The organism is Oceanobacillus limi (genome assembly GCF_900111445.1).
GTDB lineage: Bacteria > Bacillota > Bacilli > Bacillales > Amphibacillaceae > Ornithinibacillus > Ornithinibacillus limi.
The window spans coordinates 80,944-103,844 of the sequence record NZ_FOHE01000014.1 but is presented as its reverse complement, the minus strand read 5'-3'; the positions used below and the strand labels follow the sequence as shown (position 1 = coordinate 103,844).

The window sequence follows — 22,901 nt, the reverse complement described above, 5'->3', positions numbered from 1 at the left end:
CGTTTATATGTCATTTAACGGAACCACGATCCACATCAAAGAAAGAGAGGAACCTCATTCCGCTAAATGGCTGAAATAATTCGTCTGAACCATGGTTTCAAGACTTCATTCTCTACCATGGCTGAAGTGTCCCTGAGGAAAGCGGACTGTCAGGGTGAACCGCATTGCTGTTCGGCGTATAATATACCTAACACGCAATAACTCGTGAAGAGGAATCTGAACAAATTCATAAGTATTCGGATTCCCATGAATAAGCACTTATGTGTTAAAAAACTAAGCCCACCACATTTCCTTAACAGATTCCTTTACCATAACAGGCTTTAAGTTCTCTACTGCCTTTGTGAATCCTTCGTCTATCGACATGAGCCCATCTTCATGTTCTATGCTGACCACATAATCGTAATCCATGAGCCGAAGCATACTTATCATATCAGCCCATGTTTTCCCATCATGCCCAAAGCCAACTGTTCTAAAATACCACGAGCGATCCTTCATTTGCGCATAATCAGTCATGTCAGTTAAGCCATTCCGGTTCATATTTTGTTGATCTATGATCGTGTCTTTTGCATGAAAGTGATGAATCGCATTTTCTCTTCCAAGGATTTTAATAGCTTCAATAGGATCGATTCCTTGCCACCACATATGACTAGGATCGAGATTCGCGCCAATTGCAGGACCACACGCTTCCCGTAACCGTAACATGGTTGCAGGCGTATGTACCGAGAAACCACCATGTAATTCTAAGCCGATCTTAACGTTGTGAGCCTCCGCAAGGTCATTTTTATCTTTCCAATAAGGAATTAACTTTTCCTCCCATTGCCATTTTAATACTTCCTGAAAATCATGTGGCCATGGTGATACTGGCCAGTTGGGATATAATGCATTTTCGTGATCGCCTGGGCAACCAGAAAATGTGTTAACAACTGGAATACCTAGCTTGGAGGCGAGTCGTATGGTTTTGTTTAATAGTTCATCAGCCGGCTGTGCAACGCTTTTCTGAGGGTGTAGTGGATTTCCGTGGCAGCTAAGGGCACTAATTATTAAATTTCGATCAGCGACTTTTTGTTTAAATTGTTTTATTGCTGCCTCATCATGTAACAATTCATCAATTTTACAATGCGCATCACCTGGGAAACCACCAGTTCCTAATTCAATTGCTTCCAAGCCTTTAGAGGAGACATAGTCTAACATATCATCAAATTGCTTATCGGAGAATAATACGGTAAAAACACCTAATTTCATTTAACTAACTCCTTTCCATACTAATTTTTCTGAAAATAAAGTTTTGTAATCCATTACATTTTAACCTTATAGAAAACACTAAAATAAATCAATAGTTTTAACTAAATTTAATTTTCTTATTGACAGATAATTTTGTATATATTAAGATGTTTTTGTAAACGATTACAAGAACGATCACCTTAAGAATACAGAAAGTAGGAAGAGAAGCATGGCAAATATTCATCAGGTTGCTAAATATGCAGGCGTTTCCGTTGCAACAGTGTCAAGGGTTCTAAATGATCAGGGAACAGTAACTGCAAAGACTCGTATTAAGGTTGAAGATGCGATTAAGGAATTAAATTATGAACCGAGTATGCTCGGGAGAAATTTAAGAAATTCGGAAAGTAGAATTTTACTAATTCTAATCCCAACCATTTCCAACCCGTTTTACTCAGAAATTATTAAGGGGATTGAAACAGCTGCATTAAAGCATAACTACAATATTCTTTTATGTGAGACGGATTCTAACCCAGAAAGAGAAAATATTTACTTTGATCTTGTACGAAAGAAAATGGCGGATGGTATTATTTCCATGGATCCTGCTGTTAACATGGAAACATTAATGAAGTTAGCCGAACATCATTCTATTATTCAGTGTAGTGAATATGCTTTAGATAGTGGTATTCCATATGTGACGATTGATAATGAAGATGCTGCTTATCGTGCTGTGAAACATTTGATTCGTATAGGTCATGAAAAAATTGCATTGATTAATTCCGATGAGAAGTTTCTTTATGCGAGACAAAGAAAGTTAGGGTATCAAAAAGCCCTAAGAGAAAATGGAATTGAAGTTCAAGATAACTATATGTTTCACACACAAGAACTAGGTTTCGATCAAGGTAGGCAGGCAATGAGGAAGATATTAGATCTCGATGATCGACCTACAGCTGTATTTACGGTTTCGGACTTGTTAGCGATAGGTGCATTGAAAGAAATTCATCAACATGGACTGCTTGTCCCAAATGATATCGCCATTGTTGGATTTGATAAGATTGACTTTTCCAATATGACCCATCCTACGTTAACTACAATAGCCCAACCGATGTACCAAATGGGAACCATTGCAGCTAATATGTTAATCGATAAAATTAAAGGAAACGAAGTAGATAGTATTGTACTGGATCATGAATTAATTATACGCGAATCGACTTCAGGATAAGAAGGCACCTAAGACCAGCGCTCTGTTATTAAAGTAGTTTTAATAGTAGAGCGCTGGCCTTAGATGTAAATTGTAATCGATTACATACTGGGGAAGCGGCTTTATTAAAACAAAGGGGTGAATAAGTTGAAGAAAATCCTAGTTTTTTGTATCTCTTTAATGGCAGTAATTGGTTTGGCTGCTTGTAGTGAAGAAGGGAGTAGTGATGGAGAATTAACCATCGGTATTTCCTTACCTTCAGCAACACATGGATGGATGGGAGCTCTCATTGACGATGCGGAAACACAGGCAAAGGAATTAAAAGAGAGTGAAGGGATTAATTATGTCATAACAAACGCGGATGATCCGAATTCGCAGGCAAATGACGTGGATGATTTAATTTCGCAAGGAGTCGATGCTATTGTCATGCTGCCTATTGAATCTGCAGCACTCTCACCAGTTGGTCAAAAGGTTGCAGATGAAGGAATCCCACTCGTAATAGTAGACCGTGAGTTAGAAAACGATGCAGCTACCGTAGTTGTTAAAGGGGACAATGAAGGTATCGGAGTTAATGCTGGTGAGTATTTTGTTGAACAACTTGGAGGTCAAGGCAAAATTGTTGAAATCACAGGTCCGCCTAGTTCTGTAACAGAACAGCGTGGAGCCGGTTTTCAGGAAGCAATTGAGAAGGAGCCAGGAATGGAAATTGTTGCGTCCCAGAATGGTGACTTTTCTACGGAAACTTCATTAGAGGTAATGCAAAATATCTTGCAGGCACAACCAGAGATTGATGCTGTTTTCACCCAAGATGATGGTATGGCACTAGGAGTCATTCAAGCAATCAATGAAGCTGGTAGAGATGATATTCAGTTTGTTACTGGTGCTGGAGGAGCTAAAGAAGTGTTCGAGAGCATTCAAAATGGTGGTTTAGTTTCAGCTACTTTCTTATACCCTCCAAGTCAGGTTAAAGAGGGTGTAAAGATAGCTGCTGATCTTGCTAGTGGAAAAGAAGCTGAAGAAGATTTGGTAATTATTGAAGCAACACAAGTTACCAAAGATAATGTAGAAGATTATTATGATCCAGATTCAAAGTTCTAAGAATAGATTTTAATTGTTGAGATGTGGCCAAACAATACTTGGGCCATGATCTCGTTGTACTAATGGAAAGTGGGAAATACAATATGTATTTCCTATTTTCCTATCTAAAGGAGTGATAATAAATGCCAGATCATCCTTTCTTGAAAATGAGTCAAATAGATAAAGCTTTTAATGGTGTTGAAGTACTAAAAGATGTCTCTCTGGAAGTGGAGAAGGGAGAAATTCATGCCTTATTAGGTGAAAACGGTGCGGGGAAATCCACATTAATGAATATACTCGGTGGAGTACACCAGCCAGATCGAGGAAAAATAGTTATTGATGATAGTGAAATAGATATGACTAATCCTAGGGTTTCACAGCAGCATGGTATCGGTTTTATTCACCAAGAGCTTAATGTCGTTTCTGATCTTCGCGTCTACGAAAATATGTTTTTAGGTGCCGAGTTACGTAATAAGTTTGGCTTTGTGAACGTAGAGGAGATGTGTAATCAGGCAAGGGATATATTAGGTAAGCTAGGAGTGGACATTGATCCAAAAGCGTATGTTCGAAATTTAGATACGTCCTATAAACAGTTAATTGAAATATCCAAGGCACTTTTACATGAGTCAAAATTGATTATTATGGATGAGCCGACAACAGCCTTAGCAGAACATGAGGTAGATCGGCTATTTACGTTGATGAGAAACTTAAAACATTCTGGAGTCTCCATTATTTATATCTCCCATAAATTAAAGGAAATAAAGGCGATATGTGATCGTTTTACCGTTCTTCGTGATGGAGAAGTTGCTGGAGTTGGTAACCTGAAGGAAGAGGATTTAGAGTCTATTACAAAGCTTATGGTTGGAAAGTCTGTCTCTGAGGAACGTTTTACCCAAGCACAGGAATTTGGTGATGTATTATTAGAAGTTCAAGGTTTAACGAATGTAGGTTTGTTCCGCAATATTAATTTTCAAGTTCATAAAGGAGAAATTGTCGGATTCACAGGGTTAGCAGGCGATGGCAGAACTGAGTTGTTTGAGACGTTATTTGGTTATCGGAAAAAATATACAGGTAACATCACGATCCATGATCGCCTGATTAAAATGGATCACCCGCAGAAAGCTCTAAAGGCAGGAATAGGCTTGGTTCCTAAAAATCGTAAGGAAAATGCAATTATTAAAGATTTAAATGTTATTCACAACATGAGTTTATCATCGATGTCTCATTTTGAACGGCTGGGATTGATTCAAGAAAAAGTAGAGAAAAGTAAATTCCAACACTATAAAAAACTATTAAATATCAAAGTACATAATCCAAATGTTCCAATTGACCGATTAAGTGGTGGAAATCAACAAAAGGTAGTCATTGCAAAATGGTTAGAGGTCAATACCGACATTCTTATTTTTGATAACCCAACACAGGGCATTGATGTAGGGGCAAAGCGTGAAATATATGAGCATATTGTCTCTTTAGCAAATCAGGGAAAAGGTATTATCATTTTGTCTTCGGAAGCGCCAGAAATATTGAAGGTATGCCATCATATTAACGTCATGTATCAAGGAGAGATCACGGCAAGATTTAATGGGAAAACGGCAACAGAGGATACAATTATGAGCTATGCTACTGGATCGAAGAGGGAGGGTGAAACAAATGCCGAGTACACAACTTCATGAACCAAGTCCACAGCAGCAATCGTCAACCACTATGAAGGATCGCCTAAATTGGCTGTGGTCGGAATACAGTGTTATTATCGCATTTTTAATTATTTTTATTGTTGCTTCTATGATGAGTCCGCGGTTTCTTGACTTAACAAATCAACTAAATATCTTAATGCATGTCTCCATTATTGGGATTATATCATTGGGTATGACTATTATTATGCTTTCCGGTGGGATTGATTTATCCGTTGGGTCTGTTCTAGCCCTTGTCGGTGTTCTAACAGTTATGGCCATGAATGCTTCTGGTAGTATTATTATTGGATTATTAACTGCATGTATCGTCGGTGCTTTTGCCGGTTTCTTAAATGGAATATTAATTGCAAAAGGGAAGATCGCTTCATTTATTGCTACTTTAGGAATGATGGCTGGTGCAAGGTCGATTGCATTGTATACGGCAAATGGTGGTAGCATCTCTAGTGAAGTGGATGGATTTTCTGCAATATCCAATAGTAAATTAGGGATGATTCATTATCCAGTTATTATTTTCATAATTATGACAGTACTCGTTTTTATTCTGATGCATAAGACCCGTTTTGGTCGGTATGTATATGCAATTGGAAGTAACGAAAAAGCTGCATTATTATCGGGGATTCGAGTGGATCGAGTTAAAATTGGAGTGTACAGTTTGGCAGGATTGCTCGTTAGTGCAGCTGCTATTATAGAGACGTCCAGATTAAATTCAATATCATCATCTAGTTCGGGGATGCAATATGAATTAGATGCAATAGCCGCCGTTATAATTGGGGGTACCCGAATGACTGGTGGTCGCGGGAAAATTATTGGAACATTTTTTGGTGTACTTATTTTAGGAATATTAAATAATATGATGAACTTAATGAACGTTTCCACCCATCTGCAAGGGTTTGTAAAAGGGCTAATAATTATTATTGCCGTTGTATTTCAAAAAAGAGAGTAGGAGGATGAATATGAAGGTAGGTATTATTGGGTGCGGCTCCATTGCCAAGCACCGTCATGCACCAGAATATAAGGGGAATCCGTATATTGATGAAATCGTGTTTTATGATCGAAATCGGGACCGTGCACAAGCATTGGCTGACCTATTCAATGGGCGGGTGGCAGAGTCGTTGGATGAATTACTAGAGGATAAGTCTATCGAGGCAATTAGTGATTGTTCATCGAATGAAACCCATCATATATTTTCAACAAAAGCATTGTTAAGTGGTAAACATGTCTTAGCCGAAAAACCTATTTCGTTAACAATTGCTCAAGCCAATGAAATACTTGAAGCAGAAAAACAGTCAGGGAAAGTGTTGATGGTTGATCATAACCAACGATTTACGCGGGCTCATCAAAAAGCAAAAGAGATTATCGCCAGCGATGAACTAGGAAAGGTACTTACCTTTAAAACAACGTTTGGTCATAATGGACCTGAACATTGGAGTATCAATAGCACTAATTCTACGTGGTTCTTTAAAAAGGATCGTTCTGGATTTGGGGTAGCGGGAGACCTTGGTATTCATAAGGTTGATTTAATTCACTATCTACTGGGGGATGAAATTAAACAGGTGAGTGCCTTTCAAGGATCGCTCGATAAAGTAGATGAACACGGAAATCCAATTGAAGTTTGTGATAATATCGTTTGTAATTTGAAAACACAGTCTGGTCGTTTAGGTACTGCATCTTTTTCTTGGACGTATTATGGAGAAGAAGATAATAGTACCATTATCTATTGTGAGAAGGGAATTCTAAAGATATACCATAATGAGTTGTATCAGATTGAAGTGATTAAAGAAAACGGAGAACGGATTCATTATCAATTGGAAGCTATTCAAACGAATGATAATCAAACCAATAGTGGTGTCATTGATGCATTTGTCAGGAGTATTCGATTAGGTGAAAAGCCAATTATTTCTGGTGAGGATGCTTTAGCTTCCTTGCGTGTTGTTTTAGGTATTTTAGAAGCAGCTGAAACGGAACAGGTAGTACGGATCTAATGAAGATAGGGATAAAAGTATTTTAGTCAAATAAATAAAGTGAATCTAACAATCAGTGGGGGGTCTACACCCCCCACTTAACCCACTTGATTCTACCTCGAAGGTTTGAAGTGGGGGTCTTACTGCTGGTTATAAGCGGAATAAACCTACAACCATGCATTAGATAAGTTATTTCTGCAGTTTAGCAGAATGAATTGCGCCTCACCAATGATGTGTTTGTTTCGTTTAATGGTACAAAAGGTAGTTAGGTAGTACACCATCAGTCCATAATGCTACATCCCATTCATGATGTCCTCTCGAATATTATGAGTAAGGCAATAACAATAACGGTTAAGCAGGTTTTAAAGATGTCATGATAACCTACTTTTTTTGTGCTTTGAAAAGCCAATTGACCATTAAATCCTCTGGATGCCATTGCTTCATACATTTTATCGGAGCGGTGTAGAGCCTTAATGAGTAAAGATGCAATAAAATGCCCATAAACTCTCAAACTTCTGACCCCTAATTCTCCTTTAAAGAAACGAGATTTTGCAGCGGTCATCATTCTACTAATATCGTCGAGGAATAAGAACACATATCGATACGATAAAATTAAAATCGTTATTAACATGGGCGGCATTTTTAAACCTGTTAAACTATTCATTAATGTATCTAGTGATTGGGTTTCTAATAAAATCGTAATAACCGTCATGGATGTAAATGCTTTAATAATAATTAAACTAGCAAATAATGCATTATCCATAGTGTACTGGCTAAAAAGAGGGAGGGTCATTAGTAATAGAAAGGGGGTAATGATTAAATAACGTTTTAATAATAAAATGAAAGAAATACGCATGGATACTAGTGTTATCAGTGAAAACGTGTATGCGATGATTAACGTAGGTAGAGTGGTTAAGCTAATGACACCAAATATATAGCAAATAGCGGCGATTAGTTTACTTCTTGATTCCCATGAACGGGCCCACTTAGGGATTTGCGTCTGTTGCTGATCGTATACGGTTTCCTCCATGTTTACCACACCCTATTTCTTCTTTTTTAAGGTGAATAAGGTGACAGCTGCACCAACAAATAAACCAATAACAAGCATGAGAAGGAGTAACCAGAGATTGTAGGATGTATCGTCACCATCAGTTTCAATTAATAATGTCGTTGTATTGCTGATCTCTTCATATGCTTCTCCTTGCATAGTACCTTGTTCCTGTTGAAGGACATTCGCTTTTATTAACCACTTGCCATTTGAATCCAGATTCATTTCAAAATTACCATTTGTGTCTGTGGATTCTTCGATAACTTCTTGGTCCGGACCATATGCATGAATCGTTGCATCAGAAATAGGGCTACCATTTAGGTTGACGGTTCCTGAAAATACCCCTGTTATAAATGCTGATATATCAACATCTGGTATAATTTCAAATTCCATGTCTACTTCCTCGTTAGCATTAGACGATGAAGAAGTGCCAACGTGATGAATGACTTTAGCCATATGGTTACTTAACTGGGTTACCCCACTATCCTCTGGAGTATATGTACTTTTTTCTCTTGTAGCCCAAAAAGTATACGTTCCGTCACTGGTAATTGGTACATATGTCCTTGCTTGAACACCAGATTCTTCCAAGTCTAACTGTTTCACATCTCCATTTGGATAGCGCGTATATAACTGGAAGTCTTCTAGATTTGATTCGCTAACGTAATCACGGATGTGTCCCCAAAAAATATCCACTCGAAGCTCTTCGCTATCCTTTAATTCCTCTACTTGAATATACAATTCATGTGCCGAAACGTTCGGTATAATAATAAACAACGCGCTCAATAAAAAGATTGCAACTATGAAAAGCTTTCTCATTTTCCCACCTCTTTATTATTGTTGATTGCAGTTAAAGAGAGTTACCCTTCTTCAACTGAATAAATTCACAGATGCATCTGTTAATCTAATTACGATAGTAAAAGAAAGCAGCGACAAATAATAGAATAGACACCCCAAGTAATGCCTTCATAAAGGAAGGTATACTTTCCTCATTGTTTTCTTCACTCTTAACCGAACTGGCCCTATGCCCCATCCCATCGTCAGCTACAATCCGATATACTGTGGTTTCACCGTCGTAATAGACGTAACCATGATCATTGGCAACTTCCTCTAATAAAATATTTCCATGTTCATCATATAAGGTGACGGTGGCTATCTTTGCGGGTGTTCCATTATCATAATGAATATAGATTATCCCGTCTTCCACGTGCTCAACAAGCATCTTGTGAGCAAAAACAGTTGATGGGACCAGTGAAGTTAAAAAAAGAATCAATATTGTTAGGTAAATGAAGATCAGTTTGTTCTTCCTCAATTTTTTTCCTCACCTTTCGTGTTACCTAAACTAAAGAGAACGGTGAAAAAGACTTGGCTTCATTGCATATAGATGTTTAATAGCAAATCCCGTTAGTACCCCTTCTAATAGGGCAAGCGGAAGGTAAGCTACTATAACTATTCGTATTACTGAAAATGCTCCATCACCATAACGGCTATCGGAAAACATTAAGAGAGTGATTAGTAGAAGTACAGCTATACATATAGCTACAAATCCGCCGATAAACCCTTTTTGGAATGGTGATGGTTTTTTTACGTATGTAAATAACCAATGAACAAGCAATGCAGGAATAGACATTAATAATAAATTAGCTCCAAACGTACTTACACCACCATGCTGAAAGAGCAATGCTTGGAGAACCAACCCTACAAAAACTGCTAATGGAGCACGACGACCAAGGATGATACCAAGAAACCCTCCGAGTAAAGGGTGTACAGATGTGGGTCCAATAGGGATATTGATGAGAGATGCAACAAAAAATGTACCAGATAGTAGGCTGATTTTGGGGATGTCTTCTTCTTTGGTTCCTTTTAAAGCGTAGGCTAAAACACCAATAGCTCCTATGGAAGTGGAAATAGCTACAGGCAGGGTCAACACACCGTCCGCGACGTGCAAATACATCCCTCCTTTTCCAATAATCGAATTCACCTAAATATATTGATCGAAGAAGGATAATATGAACAACAATTACGATTTAGTTGGAAAGTAACTGTGTACCTGTGAAATACAATTAGGATAAGAAAGCGTATAAACCTTCCTATCCTAATGCGTTTGCCTTTTTACTGACGGTAAGGGACATATTGTCCTGGGTATTGTTTCGTATGCATTGTGTGAGTAAATCCTTTTGGGTGTGGTTTCTTATAATCATCTGATGGCCAATGCATGACATGGAGTTTATTATATTGGACGGCTTGATTAGGGGCATATGCACAAACATTGCCTGTACTCTGATTAATCCCCATCATTTGTGGTTGTTGTTGGGACCACCCTTGGCTTGCCAGATTCATGTAAGGAATTGCCTGTTGGTAATTTCCGTAATGAACTGGCATTGAACCTGGATAATACGGATAAGTCAATGTATTCCCTCCTTTAATTATTCCTATCTTTATATGTGTATTCAACCAATCTTTAGAATGCTATTATTGATGTGCTTTAGTTTGTTTTCCTCCATAAACCTAGGTTTTCCATCGATCTCTTCACAGTTTGCTGTTGAAGTGAATAAAATGAGGTATTAGAGAAAGGTAAGGTGGTGTTTATGATTCCAACTCATATTAATAATATCTTTGGAGTGCGAATTAATTCCGCTACAAGTAACTCTTCCATAAACTATGGGAATGCAGCACATAAAGGGCATCAAGCCAATATGAAACAAAATACTGGTTATTGGCAGCCAGGCGATGCAAATTTTAGCCCCCTTCAATTTAACAATTCCAATATATCAAACGATCCAGATGTAACGGATCAAGCACAGGCTCAAGTATAAAAATGTTTGGGGAGATAGCTATCTCCCTATTAAATAATGCGTTGCAGAAATTCGTCTAAAGGTATGAGGAGGATGTGTATGGAGGGCCACACAAATAATATTTTTGGAATACGAATCAATTCTATTGAAAGTAATGGTTCCTTAAACTTAGGTAATACGTGGCACACTAGCCATCAAGTAAATGTAAAAATGAACGTTGGATATTATCATATTGGAGATGCAAATAATAGTCCCCTTCAATTTAATAATGTAAACTATGCCAATGATTCAGATATCATTGATCAGGTGCAAAAACAACTCTAAGCTGATATGGAAAGGCTGAAGCTCTATGGAAATGCAAATAAACATAAGAAATATTCGAGTGAATTCCATTAGTACATTGGGGTCAATGAATGTCGGAAAGGTAATTTTTGCGAAAAACACCTCCAAACAACTTCAATTTCCCAAAGCTCATTTTGAGGATCAAGAAATGGAAGAGGAAGAAATTAAGCCATTAGTCCCTACTCCTGAGTATCCACTGCCACCTATGGATTAGAGGTTAGCAACTAGTTAAAGGAGCGAAAAGATGAGTCAGAATAAAACTTATTACCCTTATCCGTTATATCGGTATTATCCTCTTCCTTTTTACGAAACATATTATCAGAATCCTATTTTTCATATGCCACAACAGCAAAGCAAAGAAATAGATAGCAAACAGTTACCAAAGGAAGAGGTAGAACCCAATACAGTTATGGAACATTTGGAAAAAATATATGACAAACTAAACAAATTGGAAGAAGAGAATAAGCAGATGAAGGATGAATTAGCAAGCAAAAAAACGATTAATGTGGAGAATGTTAATTATAAAATACAAGATTTACATGTCGAAGATTTATCCGGGGCTTTGTTAGTGGGGTTAACCTCATGGAGTGATGCGGAGGAATTACAGGAACTACTCTCCCAAAATGGTCCAGTAATGTTTAATGATATCAATACGGATGAAATGCAAAATGCAATGATGAATCAACAAAATGAAGAAAAAGAAACTGACGCGGATGTTCAAGAATAACTCAACTTTCGTAGCGTGATTTATCGTTGCTACGAAAGCTTGAGGTTAGTATTGGTATTTATTATTTTCGTTTAATCGCTTAAATAATAATCGGAAAGCTTCTTGTTCGTTAATCGGAAGTTTTTCATCCGAGAATTCAGGAACCATTTTGAAGGTTCTAGCTATGATCGGTAAATGAAGATTTGCCTCTCTAATATACTTCTCATCAGCTAATAGTTGATTGTCCCCAACTGTGAGTAATTTTCCTTCCTTTAGTAGGACAACCATATCCGCCCAGGAAGCGGCGAAATTCACATCATGAGTAGATAGTAAAATTGTCTTTCCCATATAGTGAAGTCCTTGCAATAATCCGGCAATTTCATCTTGACCCGATGGATCTAAAAAGGCCATTGGTTCATCCAAGATAACGATATCTGGTCTCATTGCTAATATCCCAGCAATAGCAACACGCTTTTTTTGACCGTAACTTAAGTGATAGGGTGCCTTATCTTTATACTCTAACATCCCAACATTCCCTAATGCTGCAGTACAAATCTCTTCCAATTCATTTTCTGACATATGTAGATTTCTTGGGCCAAAAGCGACATCATCCCACACTGTTCCGGAGAATATTTGGTCATCTGGGTCTTGAAATACAAGGCCAACCTGCTGGCGGATTGAATGAATATTTTTTTTTGTTACTTTTGTACCGAAAATGGTTATGGAACCTTTGCTAGGAATTTTTAGTCCATTTAGATGATGCAATAATGTTGATTTTCCTGCTCCATTTGGTCCTAGAAGTGCAACTTTTGCTCCGAAAGGTATAGATAATGTAATATCCGATAATGCTTCTACCCCACTATCATATCGATAGGTTACTTGATTAATATCAATTGCGTTCATTCAAGATCTTCCTTTCTACATCTAGTAAGAAAACGAGAAGGAGCCCCGACGGTTAGGTTGGGACCCCGAATTACTTAAGCAAATTGCTTTCCTATCTTTCCAGCCTTGACCATTGAGGCTAAAGCATCGGAAATGACCCTTGTTCCTAATAAGGCAGTTTGATCACTAACATCATATGGTGGAGATACTTCAACAAGTTCCATTCCACATATTCCCTCACTTGCAACACGATTTACAAATTGAATCCCTTCCCTGGGCAAAAATCCACCTGGCTCTGGCCACCCTGTTCCTGGTACGAATCCGCTATCAAATGAGTCAATATCTACGCTTAAATAAACAGCTTTTGCCCCTTTCCATGCCTTCTCCAATGCAATGTCTGCTATACGATCAATCCCATGTTTTTCAATATCGCCCATGGTAATAACGGTTGTATTAAATTTTCGTACATTTTTCACTGCTTCGCGAGGGACCTGCCAACCACCGATACCAACTTGTACGAGGTTCTCTGGTGGTGCGTTTGGTATATTTGTTGCATGGAACCAAGGGGTTGTATGCATTCGTTCATCCATGTCTTTTTCCTGTAAATCTAAATGTCGATCCATATGAATAATCCCGACTTTACCGTCGACATTATCAGCTATGGCGCGTAGACAAGGATACCCAATCGCATGATCTCCACCGAGCATGACAGGTAATGTCCCTTGTGCAAAAACGTGGGAAACGGCCTTATAGATTTGATCAAAGCTTTTTTCAATGTTAGCAATTGTAAATACATCGCCAACGTCGCACATGTGAAGTGATTCTTTTAAATCGACTCCATGTTCATAACTGTAGGACGTGTACAATTTAGAGATTCTACGGATTGCCTCTGGCCCAAATCTTGCTCCAGCTCGATAAGTTGTTCCAATATCAAATGGGACACCGATAAATGCAACATCGTATTCACCAACACGGCGAACATCTTCTAGAAAAGGGGTACGTAAAAAAGTGGGGATACCTGCGTAGGCTGGCCGTGGTTCTCTTGTAAACGTTGAAATAGTTCGGTCTCCTATAGATGGAGCCGCTTCTAGACCATACTGGAGGGAGCGCTCCGTTACCTTTTCTCCCTCCACTTCTGGGATTTTAGCTTCTTCTGCTGCCTTTTCGATACCTAATAAATCGGTTGTGCGATCACTCTCTAACGCTTTTTTTTGTCGAAAACTTAAACCGTGATTATCAAAGAAACCCAAGAAAACACCTCCTATTGCCAAATTCCTTTATGGCTACTTTTCATACGATTAAGTATATTCTACAGAAAGCTTATTTCATGCAAAATAATCTTAATCCTTTGCATCATCCAAGTCATGAACATCAATTTTCTTTAACGTCTTCTTTGTACGAATTAAACGATGTAAGTGTACATACAAATATCCATGATGGTATGAAGCTTTAATTTTGTCATGCCGACAAGGATATGGCAATTTAACTTTTCTCATTACTGGACCTTGATATAGCTCTGAATGGATCGGACGAAATTTCTTATGGTCAACCTGTATATATCCGGAAATTTCTAGCGTTTTGTCATATACATCTATCTCAACATCCTCAAGCATAATTCCAGGGGCGCGAAAAACCAGTAGCAACTCGTTTTCCAGTTCGCAAATATCTACCTTTAGACTTGAAAAATTAGGGGATTTGGCTGTGTTATCGTTACTATTTTCACCTTCTTCTTGGTTGTTTTCTAGAAAATCAAAACTAGAAAAGAAATCCTCGCCTAGGAAGTTAGGTAGTTTTTCATTCCATTTTTTTGGCCAATACTTATTCAAAAAACACCACTCCCTTCGCCCAGTCATATTTAGTTTAGTAACGATGGGATGAAAAAGTGCCTGTATTTAAAAAGTTATAATCAAATTTCTTTAGCGTAAATATGTAAGGACGGTTAGGGGGATTTAATATTGAATAATAACGTTGAACATCTTAATAAGCGGGTGAGATTGTTAGAAGAAGAATATAGAGGATTAGCAGCCCAACTTAAAGAGCTTCGATTAGAGATGGATGTAACCGTGAAAAATGCAGTAGAGTCAGTAAAATCGAATCAATCAGCTCCTAGCGGGGATAAAGTGAACTATTTGCAAGAGGTGAATGAACAGATGTTCCAACAGAATGTACGACTACGGGAACTAATTGAAATTTGTATTCAAGAACAAGTTGTACCAACACAGGAAGAATATTATTTGGCGTTAAAGGAAGAAAATTAGTAAATTACATTGATTTGAGCTCTTGTCTTTATTTTTTAAGACAAGAGTTTTTTATTCAAACTCAAAATAGCAAGTTTTAAATGAGGAAAATAGATATGAGAATGACCAGCCTATGAAACGGTACTATCTAGTGTTGCAATACCATATTCACCTCATTCCTATTGACATTGTGTGAATATTTATTATATATTGTATTCAACAAAGTTGAATGAAAAGAAACATCATTGAATATATATGTACTAAATGAGATTTGAATTGGTTAGGATGATAACCTTATCCAGTAATCTAGAATAAGATATACCAAGGAAATTGTTTTCAGTTTTATATATGTAAGCGTATTCACTTTTGTAATGGGAGGGGAGCAATGTGAAACGATGGCCAAAGGAAGTACAAATAAAAGAAGTTGGTCCGAGGGATGGATTGCAAAATGAAAAGAATCGTGTACCGACATTAGATAAAATTGCTTGGATCAATATGCTTTCTGATTCTGGAGTCAGAGAAATTGAGTTTTCATCATTTGTTCATCCAAAATGGGTCCCTCAATTGGCTGATGCGCATGAAGTGGGGCAGAAGTTAAAACGAAATCCGAATGTTCGTTACTCAGCACTTGTACCAAACAAGAAGGGACTTGAACTAGCTTTGGAAGCAGGGATTGATGGTGCGTCTGTATTTATGTCTGCTAGCGAAACACATAATCGTAAAAATATAAATAAATCAATAGATGATACCTATCCAGTTTTACGAGAAGTAATTGAAGGAGCTAGGAAAGAGGGGAAGCACGTAACGGGATATGTTTCTACTGTTTTCGATTGTCCATACGAAGGAAGCGTTTCTACAGATGACGTCATTCGAGTCTGTGATCAATTAATGGAATTTGGTGTGGACGATTTATCCCTAGGAGACACAATTGGTACTGCAGTTCCTTCTCAGGTTGAACAGTTATTGGAACAAGTTTTACAGAGGTATCCAAAAGATAGAATTATTATGCACTATCACGATACGAGGGGAATGGCAATTGCAAATATCATGGCTTCGATGGAATATGGTATTACAAGGTTTGATAGTTCCATTGGTGGACTAGGGGGGTGCCCATATGCCCCGGGGGCAGCGGGAAATGTAGCGACGAATGATATTCTTTATTTGCTTCACGGTATGGGAATTAAAACAGGAATTGATGAAAAAAAGGTACAGGAAGCAGCGTTTTATATACAAAATAAACTGGGAAAGTCTCTTCCTAGTAAATCGCTAGCTTATGAAGCTGCTCAGCAATAATTAGATAAGATGTAGGTCACCGTCGTAGAGTAAAAGGACGGTGACTTATATTAATTAGGACGGATAAAGGCTATAATTTGAAAGTTGATACCGTTTACAAAAAAGTGTTGATTTTTTTATAGGTAAATGGTATGATGACCATACAATTAAATGATTGATCACATGTTACTGATTCGATTAGGCATGGTGGTACCTTTAAAGAGAAGCTAGGCTCCTCTTTATGTACCCCCATGCCTTTTTTGATATAATTAATGTTTGGACTAGTGCTTCTAAAGGGTAATTTTTAGAAATTCTAGCATAATAGGAATAAATCCTTTTTATCATAAGTTTTATAGCAGCAAGGAAAATGAAGGGAGTCTTTAACTTGTTTAAAGGTATGTTTAAGAAATCGAAGCAAAACGAAATCTATGCACCCATTACTGGAGAAGTGATCACATTAGAAAATGTTCCAGATCCAGTTTTTAGTCAAAAGATGATGGGAGAGGGCATAGCTGTAAGGCCGACAAAGGGCGAGGTTCTATCGCCTATAAATGGTGAAGTTGTTCAAGTAGCTCCATCAAAGCATGCAGTCGGTATCCTTGCAGAAGATGGCACGGAAATATTAATACATGTAGGTTTGGAAACAGTTGCATTAGAAGGGGAAGGGTTTACGGTGCATGTGAAGACGGGAGATAAGGTGTCCGTCGGTAAGAAGCTGTTAGATGTTGATTTGGACTATATTAAGGAACATGCAAAAGACATTATTTCTCCTATTGTCATCACAAATAGCTCTACAACTGGGAAAGAATATAATTTTACAGAGTCACAACAGAGTGAAGCAGCTGAAACAGTATTAATCACGTACTAAGGTAACTCTAAGAATAATAAAACCTATAAGGGCGTGGTTTTAGTGAGAATTAAAAAAGTATTAAATAATAATGCAGTTATTATACTTGATGAGGATCAAGAGAAGATCGCAATTGGTGCAGGAGTGGCATTCAACAAAGGGAAAAATGACATTGTCAACCCAAAGAAGATTGAGAAGCTTTTTGTGCTAAAGGAGAATGAGAAGTTACAGCAGCTTTTATTACGAATACCAGAAGAACACTTTATTCTCTCGGAAGAAATAATTGCCCATGCGGAGAAGCAATTAGGCATAAAATTAAATGAGCATATTTCATTAGCTTTAACAGATCATCTATCGTTTGCTATTGAAAGAGAGAGTCAAGGAATCCATTTGAAAAACAAACTCTTACAAGAAATTAAAATTTTGTACAAAGAAGAGTTTGATATTGGGCTTTGGGCACTTCGGCTTATTAACGACAAGCTAGGTATCGAGATGCCGATTGATGAAGCTGCCTTTATTGCCCTTCATATTCATACAATGAAGATTCAAGGAGGTGATTTACACGAAACGGTCAGACAAACAGCAATTTTAAGGGACATGGTGGAAACCATTCAAAATTACTTAGAAATCACGATTAAGCAAGAAGACCTTGCTTATGAACGTCTCATCACCCATCTGCGTTTTGCGCTAACACGTGCACATCATTATGAAGCACATACCATGGATGCGGAGATGTTAAGCATGATTAAGAAAAAATTTGAGCATTCGTATCGATGTGCGATGGAAGTGAGAAAGGAGCTTGCTTCATTACATGGTATTGATCTACCAGAAGAAGAGCTAGGCTATATATCACTTCACATTGAGCGGTTAAGGAAGTATGAAATGTAACATGCACTTTTATAATAATTATGAGTTTGGCCGAACCAATCGATACGGGTTTCTAAGTAATTTTCGGTAAAATTGCAAAGGATAATATTTGATAAGTGATAGGAGGAATTTTAAAATGATGAAATATTTACAACGTCTCGGACGCTCATTAATGCTTCCAGTTGCTGTATTACCAGCTGCTGCGATCTTGATGGGTATTGGTTATTGGATTGACCACGACGGTTGGGGAACAGGAAATATAATAGCCGCATTCCTTATAACAGCAGGAAGTGCAATTATCGACAACATTCCAATTTTATTCGCAGTTGGTGTTGCATTGGGAATGGCAAAAACGAGAGATGGGTCTGCTGCGCTTAGTGGGTTGGTAGGGTTTTTAGTAGTAACAACCTTATTATCGCCCGATTCAGTCGCAATGTATCAGGGTGTGGAGGCCGAGAATGTTGACTTAGCATTTGGGAATATTGGTAATGCATTTATTGGTATACTCTCAGGTGTAATCGCAGCTAACATGTTTAATCGATTTAGTGAAGTTCAATTACCTGATGCACTTGCGTTCTTTAGTGGGAAACGTCTTGTGCCAATTATGACTTCTGTTGCAATGTTGGTAGCTTCTGCAATACTATATTTTGTTTGGCCATTTGTATATGGTGGACTTGTATCTTTCGCTGAAGGAATTAGTACATTAGGTGCAACAGGTGCAGGTTTATATGGATTCTTTAACCGGTTATTAATTCCAACAGGCCTACACCATGCATTGAACTCTGTATTTTGGTTTGATGTTGCAGGTATTAATGATATTGGTAACTTCTGGGCAAGCACAGGTGAAAAAGGTGTTACAGGCATGTATCAAGCAGGATTCTTTCCTATTATGATGTTTGGACTACCAGGTGCAGCCCTAGCGATGTATCATACTGCAAAAACGAAACGTAAAAAGCAAGCAGCTTCATTGCTATTGGCTGCATCATTCGCAGCATTCTTTACAGGAGTAACAGAGCCGCTTGAATTCTCATTCATGTTCTTAGCTCCAGCGCTTTATGTAGTACACGCTGCATTAACTGGTATTTCCTTATTCATTGCAGCAACATTTCAATGGACTGCAGGATTTGGGTTTAGCGCGGGTCTTGTAGACTTTGTATTAAGTTCAAGCTTACCACTTGCAAATAAACCATTTATGTTATTACTGCAAGGTTTGGTATTTGCGGTTATTTACTATTTACTATTCCGTTTCCTAATTGTGAAATTCAACTTGAAAACGCCTGGTCGTGAGAATGATGAGGTTGTAGAAGAGGCGGCAGAAGGAACAACTGGTGATAAACAAGCAAGATTTGCAAGTATGGCATCACAAATTTATGACGGTTTAGGCGGAGACGAGAACGTGACATCCATAGATAACTGTGTAACACGCCTACGCCTAGAAGTTAAAGATATGGATAAAGTAGATCAAGATAAAATTAAAGCTACAGGAGTTCCGGGGATTAACGTTATTGATAAACACAACATTCAAGTAGTTGTCGGAACCAACGTTCAATTCGTTGCAGACGAAGTAGCAAAACTAAGAAAAGAATAAAAAAGCCAAAAGCGAACGGCCAATCAAAGGCCATTCGCTTTTTTACATTTAGGTGCCAGGCACCTGTCGGGATTTGTAGGAGATTGTTGCAAAATACCTTTTAAGATCGCTTTAGTTGTCTGAATAGTGTGATATAATATAGGCGGTAATAAAAATGAGGAGGAGATAGGTATGTTAAAAAAGATTGCATCAGATGCTTTGGGATTGTCTGATATAGGTAAGATTATTGAGCCGCATGATTATGACAAAACAGATGCAGACGACTATGTTCGACATGAAGATGATGAAAAGATCTACTTCTTAATAAAAACAAAAGCAGATGAGTATTGCTTTACGAATTTAGCATTCATACATGTTGATGGTGAGAATGCGGTGTCCTCTAAACGAACGTTAAAACGCTACCCGTATTCCCAGCATAAGATTTCGAATGTCCTTTTAGAAACGGCAGGGAAAGTCGACTTAGATATTGAAATTAAGTTTAATTTAGGAAATGAAGCATTTAGTATTGATGTAGACAAAAAACAGCTGGATAAATTGAATGATCTTTATAAAGCATTGGTTTATATATCTGAAGTAACAACAGAAAACAATGCAATACAGAATCTAGCTGGGGAGAGTTTAGAAAAAGCTGTAACAGTTTTGCAAAATGCTAGAACAAATGATGTTGCCTTAGCAGATCAGTACAAACAGCTTACAGAGTACGGTTTTTCTTGGCTGAAAACGATCCGGGAGCAATACCATCAGAAGGATTTTGGCAACGTGTTCGAAAAGTACATCAATAATTAATTTTTACCTAGGTGCCTGGCACCAAGTATACTTGGTGCCAGGCACCTAGTTTAGCTTATACATAGGTGGTAAAGCAAAAATGCAAATAATTGAGCCAAAAATCCACATAGAAATGTATTCTATTGCATATAAATGTGCGTTAAACGCACCCTTTGCAATGGAAGTTCCAGTAACCAGTACAACGTAACGAAAGGTCGTGAAAAGCATGACAAATAATAGTGTGAGCAGTCCTATCAAGCAAAAGATTGGTACGGTATTTATCCCTGTTCGTAATGTTCATAAAGCGAAGGATTGGTATTGTGAAATGCTAGGTATTCCAGCTAATGGAGAAATTCAGTTTGGTCATCTGTACGTCCTAGATATGGGAGGCGTTGGTCTGATTCTTGATGAGATGCCAATGTGGGGTGGAAATGATGAAGGAGGTGCTCCGAATTTCCGAACGCCTGCTTTTATGTTTCAAACCGACGATATTTGGAAGGCGTATCAATACATGAAGGATATTGGAGCCGAGCTTGTAACAGATATTCAGGATGATCACTGGTTTGCTTTTAAAGATCCGGATGGAAATTTACTGATGATGTGTCAGTAATACAACATCATGATGATGACATAACTTCAAGGAGCTGATTGTGTGGAGGCTAAAATAGTAAAGAAATCATCTTTTCATGTGATTGGGTATCATTTTGTTGCAAACTTGAAAGAAATCGAAGAACAACAGCTAAGTAAAAAAACGCTAGAACGGTTACAGTTTCATGCCGATAAGATCCCAAATAAAATAGGGGATCATGTTTATCTCATTCAGGTTTATCCAATGAAAGAGGGGTTCCACCCATATACAGATAAGTTTACGCAAATAATTGGGTATGAAGTATCTAACCCAGGAGAAGTACCAGAAGGGGGGATTCTTCATACGGTTCCGAATTGTACGTATGTAACTACAACCCATAAAGGACCAGAAGCAGAAATATACCAAACATATGACTACCTCTATGGGAAATGGATGGTAGAAAATAGATGTATGCCTTTAGGGTATGATTTTGAGCTTTGGGATGAGCGATATAATCCAGACGATATGGATAATGAAATTGATTTATTTATAGCAATAAATAAATGAACCTAAACGGTGAAGATTTTGCTTTTTACAGCCTATAAAACGCATGTCGGTAGATGCTTGAGCAACAAAAATAAGTTCTTGTTTTAAAAAAGGACCTAATGGAATTTATCCAATATGGTCCTTTTATTGTGGAATCCGTACGTCTCTACTGAGGGCGGATGCGCTTTTGCTAAAGACTCATTTCCTTGGCAATAAGCTGTATACTTTTCAACTTTTGTTGTATATCCGTTGTGAGTGAAACGAGCATTAACTCATCCGTATTGTATGTTTGGTGGAGTTCCAATAAAGAATCTTTTACTTTATCTGGTGTACCGACAATCATCCGTTCCCGGTTTTTTCGTATTATTTGATCCTCTAGACCAACAGGTTGATGTTGATCGGTCATTTCGTATGTGGGAATACCCTCGATAGCTTTTCCATTAGCAATATACAGCAAGGCTAAGTCATGGATGCGAGCTTGTTTTTCTGCTTCTTCCTCCGTTTCTGCAGCCATTGCAAAAACGGCGACCATGATCTTCGGTTTTTGTTGATGGAAGGAAGGTTTAAAATGATCCCGATAGTACGTAACAGCCTCCAACCCTTTTTTAGGTGTAATGAAATGAGCAAAAACGAGAGGGAGTCCTTTTTCAGCTGCAAAGCCTGCACCACTTTTACTCGTAGCAAGGTGCCAAATTTCTGGAGCGGTCCCTGCCTTTGGTACAGCGGAAATACCAGATAACCAATGATTTTTGGGAATACTGTCATATAAAAAATGACGTAGATCATCAACCTTTTCTGCATAGCGATCTACACCACCAGTAGAACTACCATAGTGAATAGCACGTGATACAGCAGGTTTTCCACCTGGTGCTCGTCCTATCCCTAAATCAATTCTTCCTGGCTCAAGGGATTCCAAAATGCGAAAGCTTTCCGCTATCTTGTATGGGCTGTAATGAGGCAGCATGACTCCACCAGTTCCGATGCGGATCGTCGATGTTTTCGCTGCTAAGTATGTGGCGAGTATTTCGGGTGAAGAGCCAGCAAAAAAAGCTTCATTATGATGTTCCGAAACCCAAAATCGACTATATCCTAACCTTTCTGCTTCTTGCGAGAGTGTAACTGTATGACGTAATGCTTCTGCATGTGACTGTTGATAGCCAATTGGTGACTGATCTAGGATACTGATTTTCATATAGGAAGCACCTCTTAAAATAGAAATCATTCTCGCTTAGTGTATCACAAATTGTGCAAAAGATTAGGGACGGTGATTTTAGTGATATTTTATAATATGAA

The 22,901-nt window shown here is 38.0% G+C and carries 27 protein-coding genes; 17 read left to right on the top strand and 10 right to left on the bottom strand.

Annotation, left to right across the window (positions count from 1 at the left end):
* Window positions 1–273: 273 nt before the first annotated feature.
* Complete coding sequence (locus BMX40_RS14460; protein WP_090871156.1) at window positions 274–1,242, bottom strand: sugar phosphate isomerase/epimerase family protein; 969 nt, start codon at window positions 1,240–1,242, stop codon at window positions 274–276.
* Window positions 1,243–1,450: 208 nt separating this feature from the next.
* Between BMX40_RS14460 and BMX40_RS14455 the strand changes: the two genes are divergently transcribed.
* The 5 genes from BMX40_RS14455 to BMX40_RS14435 all read left to right on the top strand — a co-directional run bounded on the left by BMX40_RS14455 (window position 1,451) and on the right by BMX40_RS14435 (window position 7,169).
* On the top strand, window positions 1,451–2,440 hold the full coding sequence (locus BMX40_RS14455) for a LacI family DNA-binding transcriptional regulator (RefSeq protein WP_090871153.1): 990 nt from the start codon (window positions 1,451–1,453) through the stop codon (window positions 2,438–2,440).
* A 117-nt stretch (window positions 2,441–2,557) separates the two neighbouring features.
* Window positions 2,558–3,517, top strand: coding sequence for a substrate-binding domain-containing protein (locus BMX40_RS14450; protein WP_425287862.1), 960 nt, complete (start codon window positions 2,558–2,560; stop codon window positions 3,515–3,517).
* 122 nt (window positions 3,518–3,639) lie between these two features.
* A complete protein-coding gene (locus BMX40_RS14445) occupies window positions 3,640–5,169 on the top strand; it encodes a sugar ABC transporter ATP-binding protein (protein WP_090871149.1) in 1,530 nt (509 codons plus the stop codon).
* Window positions 5,147–6,130 (top strand): ABC transporter permease, encoded by a 984-nt coding sequence (locus BMX40_RS14440; protein ID WP_090871147.1) that lies wholly within the window; start codon window positions 5,147–5,149, stop codon window positions 6,128–6,130. Before BMX40_RS14445 ends, BMX40_RS14440 begins: the two co-directional genes overlap by 23 nt.
* Before the next feature lie 4 nt (window positions 6,131–6,134).
* Window positions 6,135–7,169, top strand: a complete 1,035-nt coding sequence (locus BMX40_RS14435) for a Gfo/Idh/MocA family protein (RefSeq protein ID WP_090871146.1) — start codon at window positions 6,135–6,137, stop codon at window positions 7,167–7,169.
* Between the two features lie 283 nt (window positions 7,170–7,452).
* Here the strand turns inward: BMX40_RS14435 and cbiQ are convergent, their stop codons facing one another.
* From cbiQ to BMX40_RS14410, 5 genes are all read right to left on the bottom strand, one after another.
* Complete coding sequence (cbiQ, locus tag BMX40_RS14430; protein ID WP_090871144.1) at window positions 7,453–8,178, bottom strand: cobalt ECF transporter T component CbiQ; 726 nt, start codon at window positions 8,176–8,178, stop codon at window positions 7,453–7,455.
* Window positions 8,179–8,190: 12 nt separating this feature from the next.
* Window positions 8,191–9,012, bottom strand: coding sequence for a DUF4198 domain-containing protein (locus tag BMX40_RS14425; protein WP_090871142.1), 822 nt, complete (start codon window positions 9,010–9,012; stop codon window positions 8,191–8,193).
* A gap of 85 nt (window positions 9,013–9,097) precedes the next feature.
* The gene (locus BMX40_RS14420) at window positions 9,098–9,505 is read right to left on the bottom strand and encodes a hypothetical protein (protein WP_139177948.1); all 408 of its coding nucleotides are present in this window, start codon (window positions 9,503–9,505) and stop codon (window positions 9,098–9,100) included.
* A 30-nt stretch (window positions 9,506–9,535) separates the two neighbouring features.
* Entirely contained in the window at window positions 9,536–10,147 is a 612-nt protein-coding gene (locus tag BMX40_RS14415; RefSeq protein WP_090871138.1) for a CbiM family transporter, read from the bottom strand.
* A 158-nt stretch (window positions 10,148–10,305) separates the two neighbouring features.
* On the bottom strand, window positions 10,306–10,602 hold the full coding sequence (locus BMX40_RS14410) for a hypothetical protein (RefSeq protein WP_090871135.1): 297 nt from the start codon (window positions 10,600–10,602) through the stop codon (window positions 10,306–10,308).
* 179 nt (window positions 10,603–10,781) lie between these two features.
* Between BMX40_RS14410 and BMX40_RS14405 the strand changes: the two genes are divergently transcribed.
* The 4 genes from BMX40_RS14405 to gerPC all read left to right on the top strand — a co-directional run bounded on the left by BMX40_RS14405 (window position 10,782) and on the right by gerPC (window position 12,057).
* Window positions 10,782–11,009 carry a spore germination protein gene (locus BMX40_RS14405; protein WP_090871133.1) on the top strand — a complete coding sequence of 76 codons (228 nt, stop codon included), beginning with the start codon at window positions 10,782–10,784 and terminating at the stop codon, window positions 11,007–11,009.
* Between the two features lie 78 nt (window positions 11,010–11,087).
* On the top strand, window positions 11,088–11,312 hold the full coding sequence (locus BMX40_RS14400) for a spore germination protein (protein ID WP_090871129.1): 225 nt from the start codon (window positions 11,088–11,090) through the stop codon (window positions 11,310–11,312).
* A 31-nt stretch (window positions 11,313–11,343) separates the two neighbouring features.
* On the top strand, window positions 11,344–11,544 hold the full coding sequence (locus BMX40_RS14395; protein ID WP_170840807.1) for a hypothetical protein: 201 nt from the start codon (window positions 11,344–11,346) through the stop codon (window positions 11,542–11,544).
* 30 nt (window positions 11,545–11,574) lie between these two features.
* The gene (gerPC, locus tag BMX40_RS14390) at window positions 11,575–12,057 is read left to right on the top strand and encodes a spore germination protein GerPC (RefSeq protein WP_090871125.1); all 483 of its coding nucleotides are present in this window, start codon (window positions 11,575–11,577) and stop codon (window positions 12,055–12,057) included.
* A gap of 45 nt (window positions 12,058–12,102) precedes the next feature.
* Here gerPC and BMX40_RS14385 read toward each other — a convergent pair whose 3' ends face one another.
* The 3 genes from BMX40_RS14385 to BMX40_RS14375 all read right to left on the bottom strand — a co-directional run bounded on the left by BMX40_RS14385 (window position 12,103) and on the right by BMX40_RS14375 (window position 14,744).
* The gene (locus BMX40_RS14385) at window positions 12,103–12,939 is read right to left on the bottom strand and encodes an ATP-binding cassette domain-containing protein (RefSeq protein ID WP_090871123.1); all 837 of its coding nucleotides are present in this window, start codon (window positions 12,937–12,939) and stop codon (window positions 12,103–12,105) included.
* A 74-nt stretch (window positions 12,940–13,013) separates the two neighbouring features.
* The gene (locus BMX40_RS14380) at window positions 13,014–14,168 is read right to left on the bottom strand and encodes an agmatinase family protein (protein WP_090871121.1); all 1,155 of its coding nucleotides are present in this window, start codon (window positions 14,166–14,168) and stop codon (window positions 13,014–13,016) included.
* A gap of 90 nt (window positions 14,169–14,258) precedes the next feature.
* Window positions 14,259–14,744, bottom strand: coding sequence for an Hsp20/alpha crystallin family protein (locus BMX40_RS14375; protein ID WP_170840806.1), 486 nt, complete (start codon window positions 14,742–14,744; stop codon window positions 14,259–14,261).
* A 129-nt stretch (window positions 14,745–14,873) separates the two neighbouring features.
* On the opposite strand from BMX40_RS14375, the gene BMX40_RS14370 reads away from it, so the two are divergent.
* The 8 genes from BMX40_RS14370 to BMX40_RS14335 all read left to right on the top strand — a co-directional run bounded on the left by BMX40_RS14370 (window position 14,874) and on the right by BMX40_RS14335 (window position 21,629).
* Window positions 14,874–15,176 (top strand): hypothetical protein, encoded by a 303-nt coding sequence (locus tag BMX40_RS14370; protein WP_090871117.1) that lies wholly within the window; start codon window positions 14,874–14,876, stop codon window positions 15,174–15,176.
* 366 nt (window positions 15,177–15,542) lie between these two features.
* Complete coding sequence (locus tag BMX40_RS14365; protein ID WP_090871115.1) at window positions 15,543–16,448, top strand: hydroxymethylglutaryl-CoA lyase; 906 nt, start codon at window positions 15,543–15,545, stop codon at window positions 16,446–16,448.
* Window positions 16,449–16,812: 364 nt separating this feature from the next.
* Entirely contained in the window at window positions 16,813–17,295 is a 483-nt protein-coding gene (locus BMX40_RS14360) for a PTS sugar transporter subunit IIA (protein WP_244513572.1), read from the top strand.
* 42 nt (window positions 17,296–17,337) lie between these two features.
* Complete coding sequence (locus BMX40_RS14355; protein WP_090871112.1) at window positions 17,338–18,162, top strand: PRD domain-containing protein; 825 nt, start codon at window positions 17,338–17,340, stop codon at window positions 18,160–18,162.
* A 115-nt stretch (window positions 18,163–18,277) separates the two neighbouring features.
* Window positions 18,278–19,729: an N-acetylglucosamine-specific PTS transporter subunit IIBC gene (gene nagE / locus BMX40_RS14350; RefSeq protein ID WP_090871111.1), complete on the top strand. Its 1,452-nt coding sequence runs from the start codon at window positions 18,278–18,280 to the stop codon at window positions 19,727–19,729.
* Window positions 19,730–19,900: 171 nt separating this feature from the next.
* Window positions 19,901–20,515 carry a PH domain-containing protein gene (locus BMX40_RS14345; RefSeq protein WP_090871110.1) on the top strand — a complete coding sequence of 205 codons (615 nt, stop codon included), beginning with the start codon at window positions 19,901–19,903 and terminating at the stop codon, window positions 20,513–20,515.
* A 205-nt stretch (window positions 20,516–20,720) separates the two neighbouring features.
* A complete protein-coding gene (locus BMX40_RS14340) occupies window positions 20,721–21,104 on the top strand; it encodes a VOC family protein (RefSeq protein WP_090871108.1) in 384 nt (127 codons plus the stop codon).
* Between the two features lie 42 nt (window positions 21,105–21,146).
* Window positions 21,147–21,629 (top strand): GyrI-like domain-containing protein, encoded by a 483-nt coding sequence (locus BMX40_RS14335; protein WP_090871106.1) that lies wholly within the window; start codon window positions 21,147–21,149, stop codon window positions 21,627–21,629.
* Between the two features lie 169 nt (window positions 21,630–21,798).
* Here BMX40_RS14335 and BMX40_RS14330 read toward each other — a convergent pair whose 3' ends face one another.
* The gene (locus BMX40_RS14330; protein WP_090871105.1) at window positions 21,799–22,800 is read right to left on the bottom strand and encodes an LLM class flavin-dependent oxidoreductase; all 1,002 of its coding nucleotides are present in this window, start codon (window positions 22,798–22,800) and stop codon (window positions 21,799–21,801) included.
* Window positions 22,801–22,901: the final 101 nt, after the last annotated feature.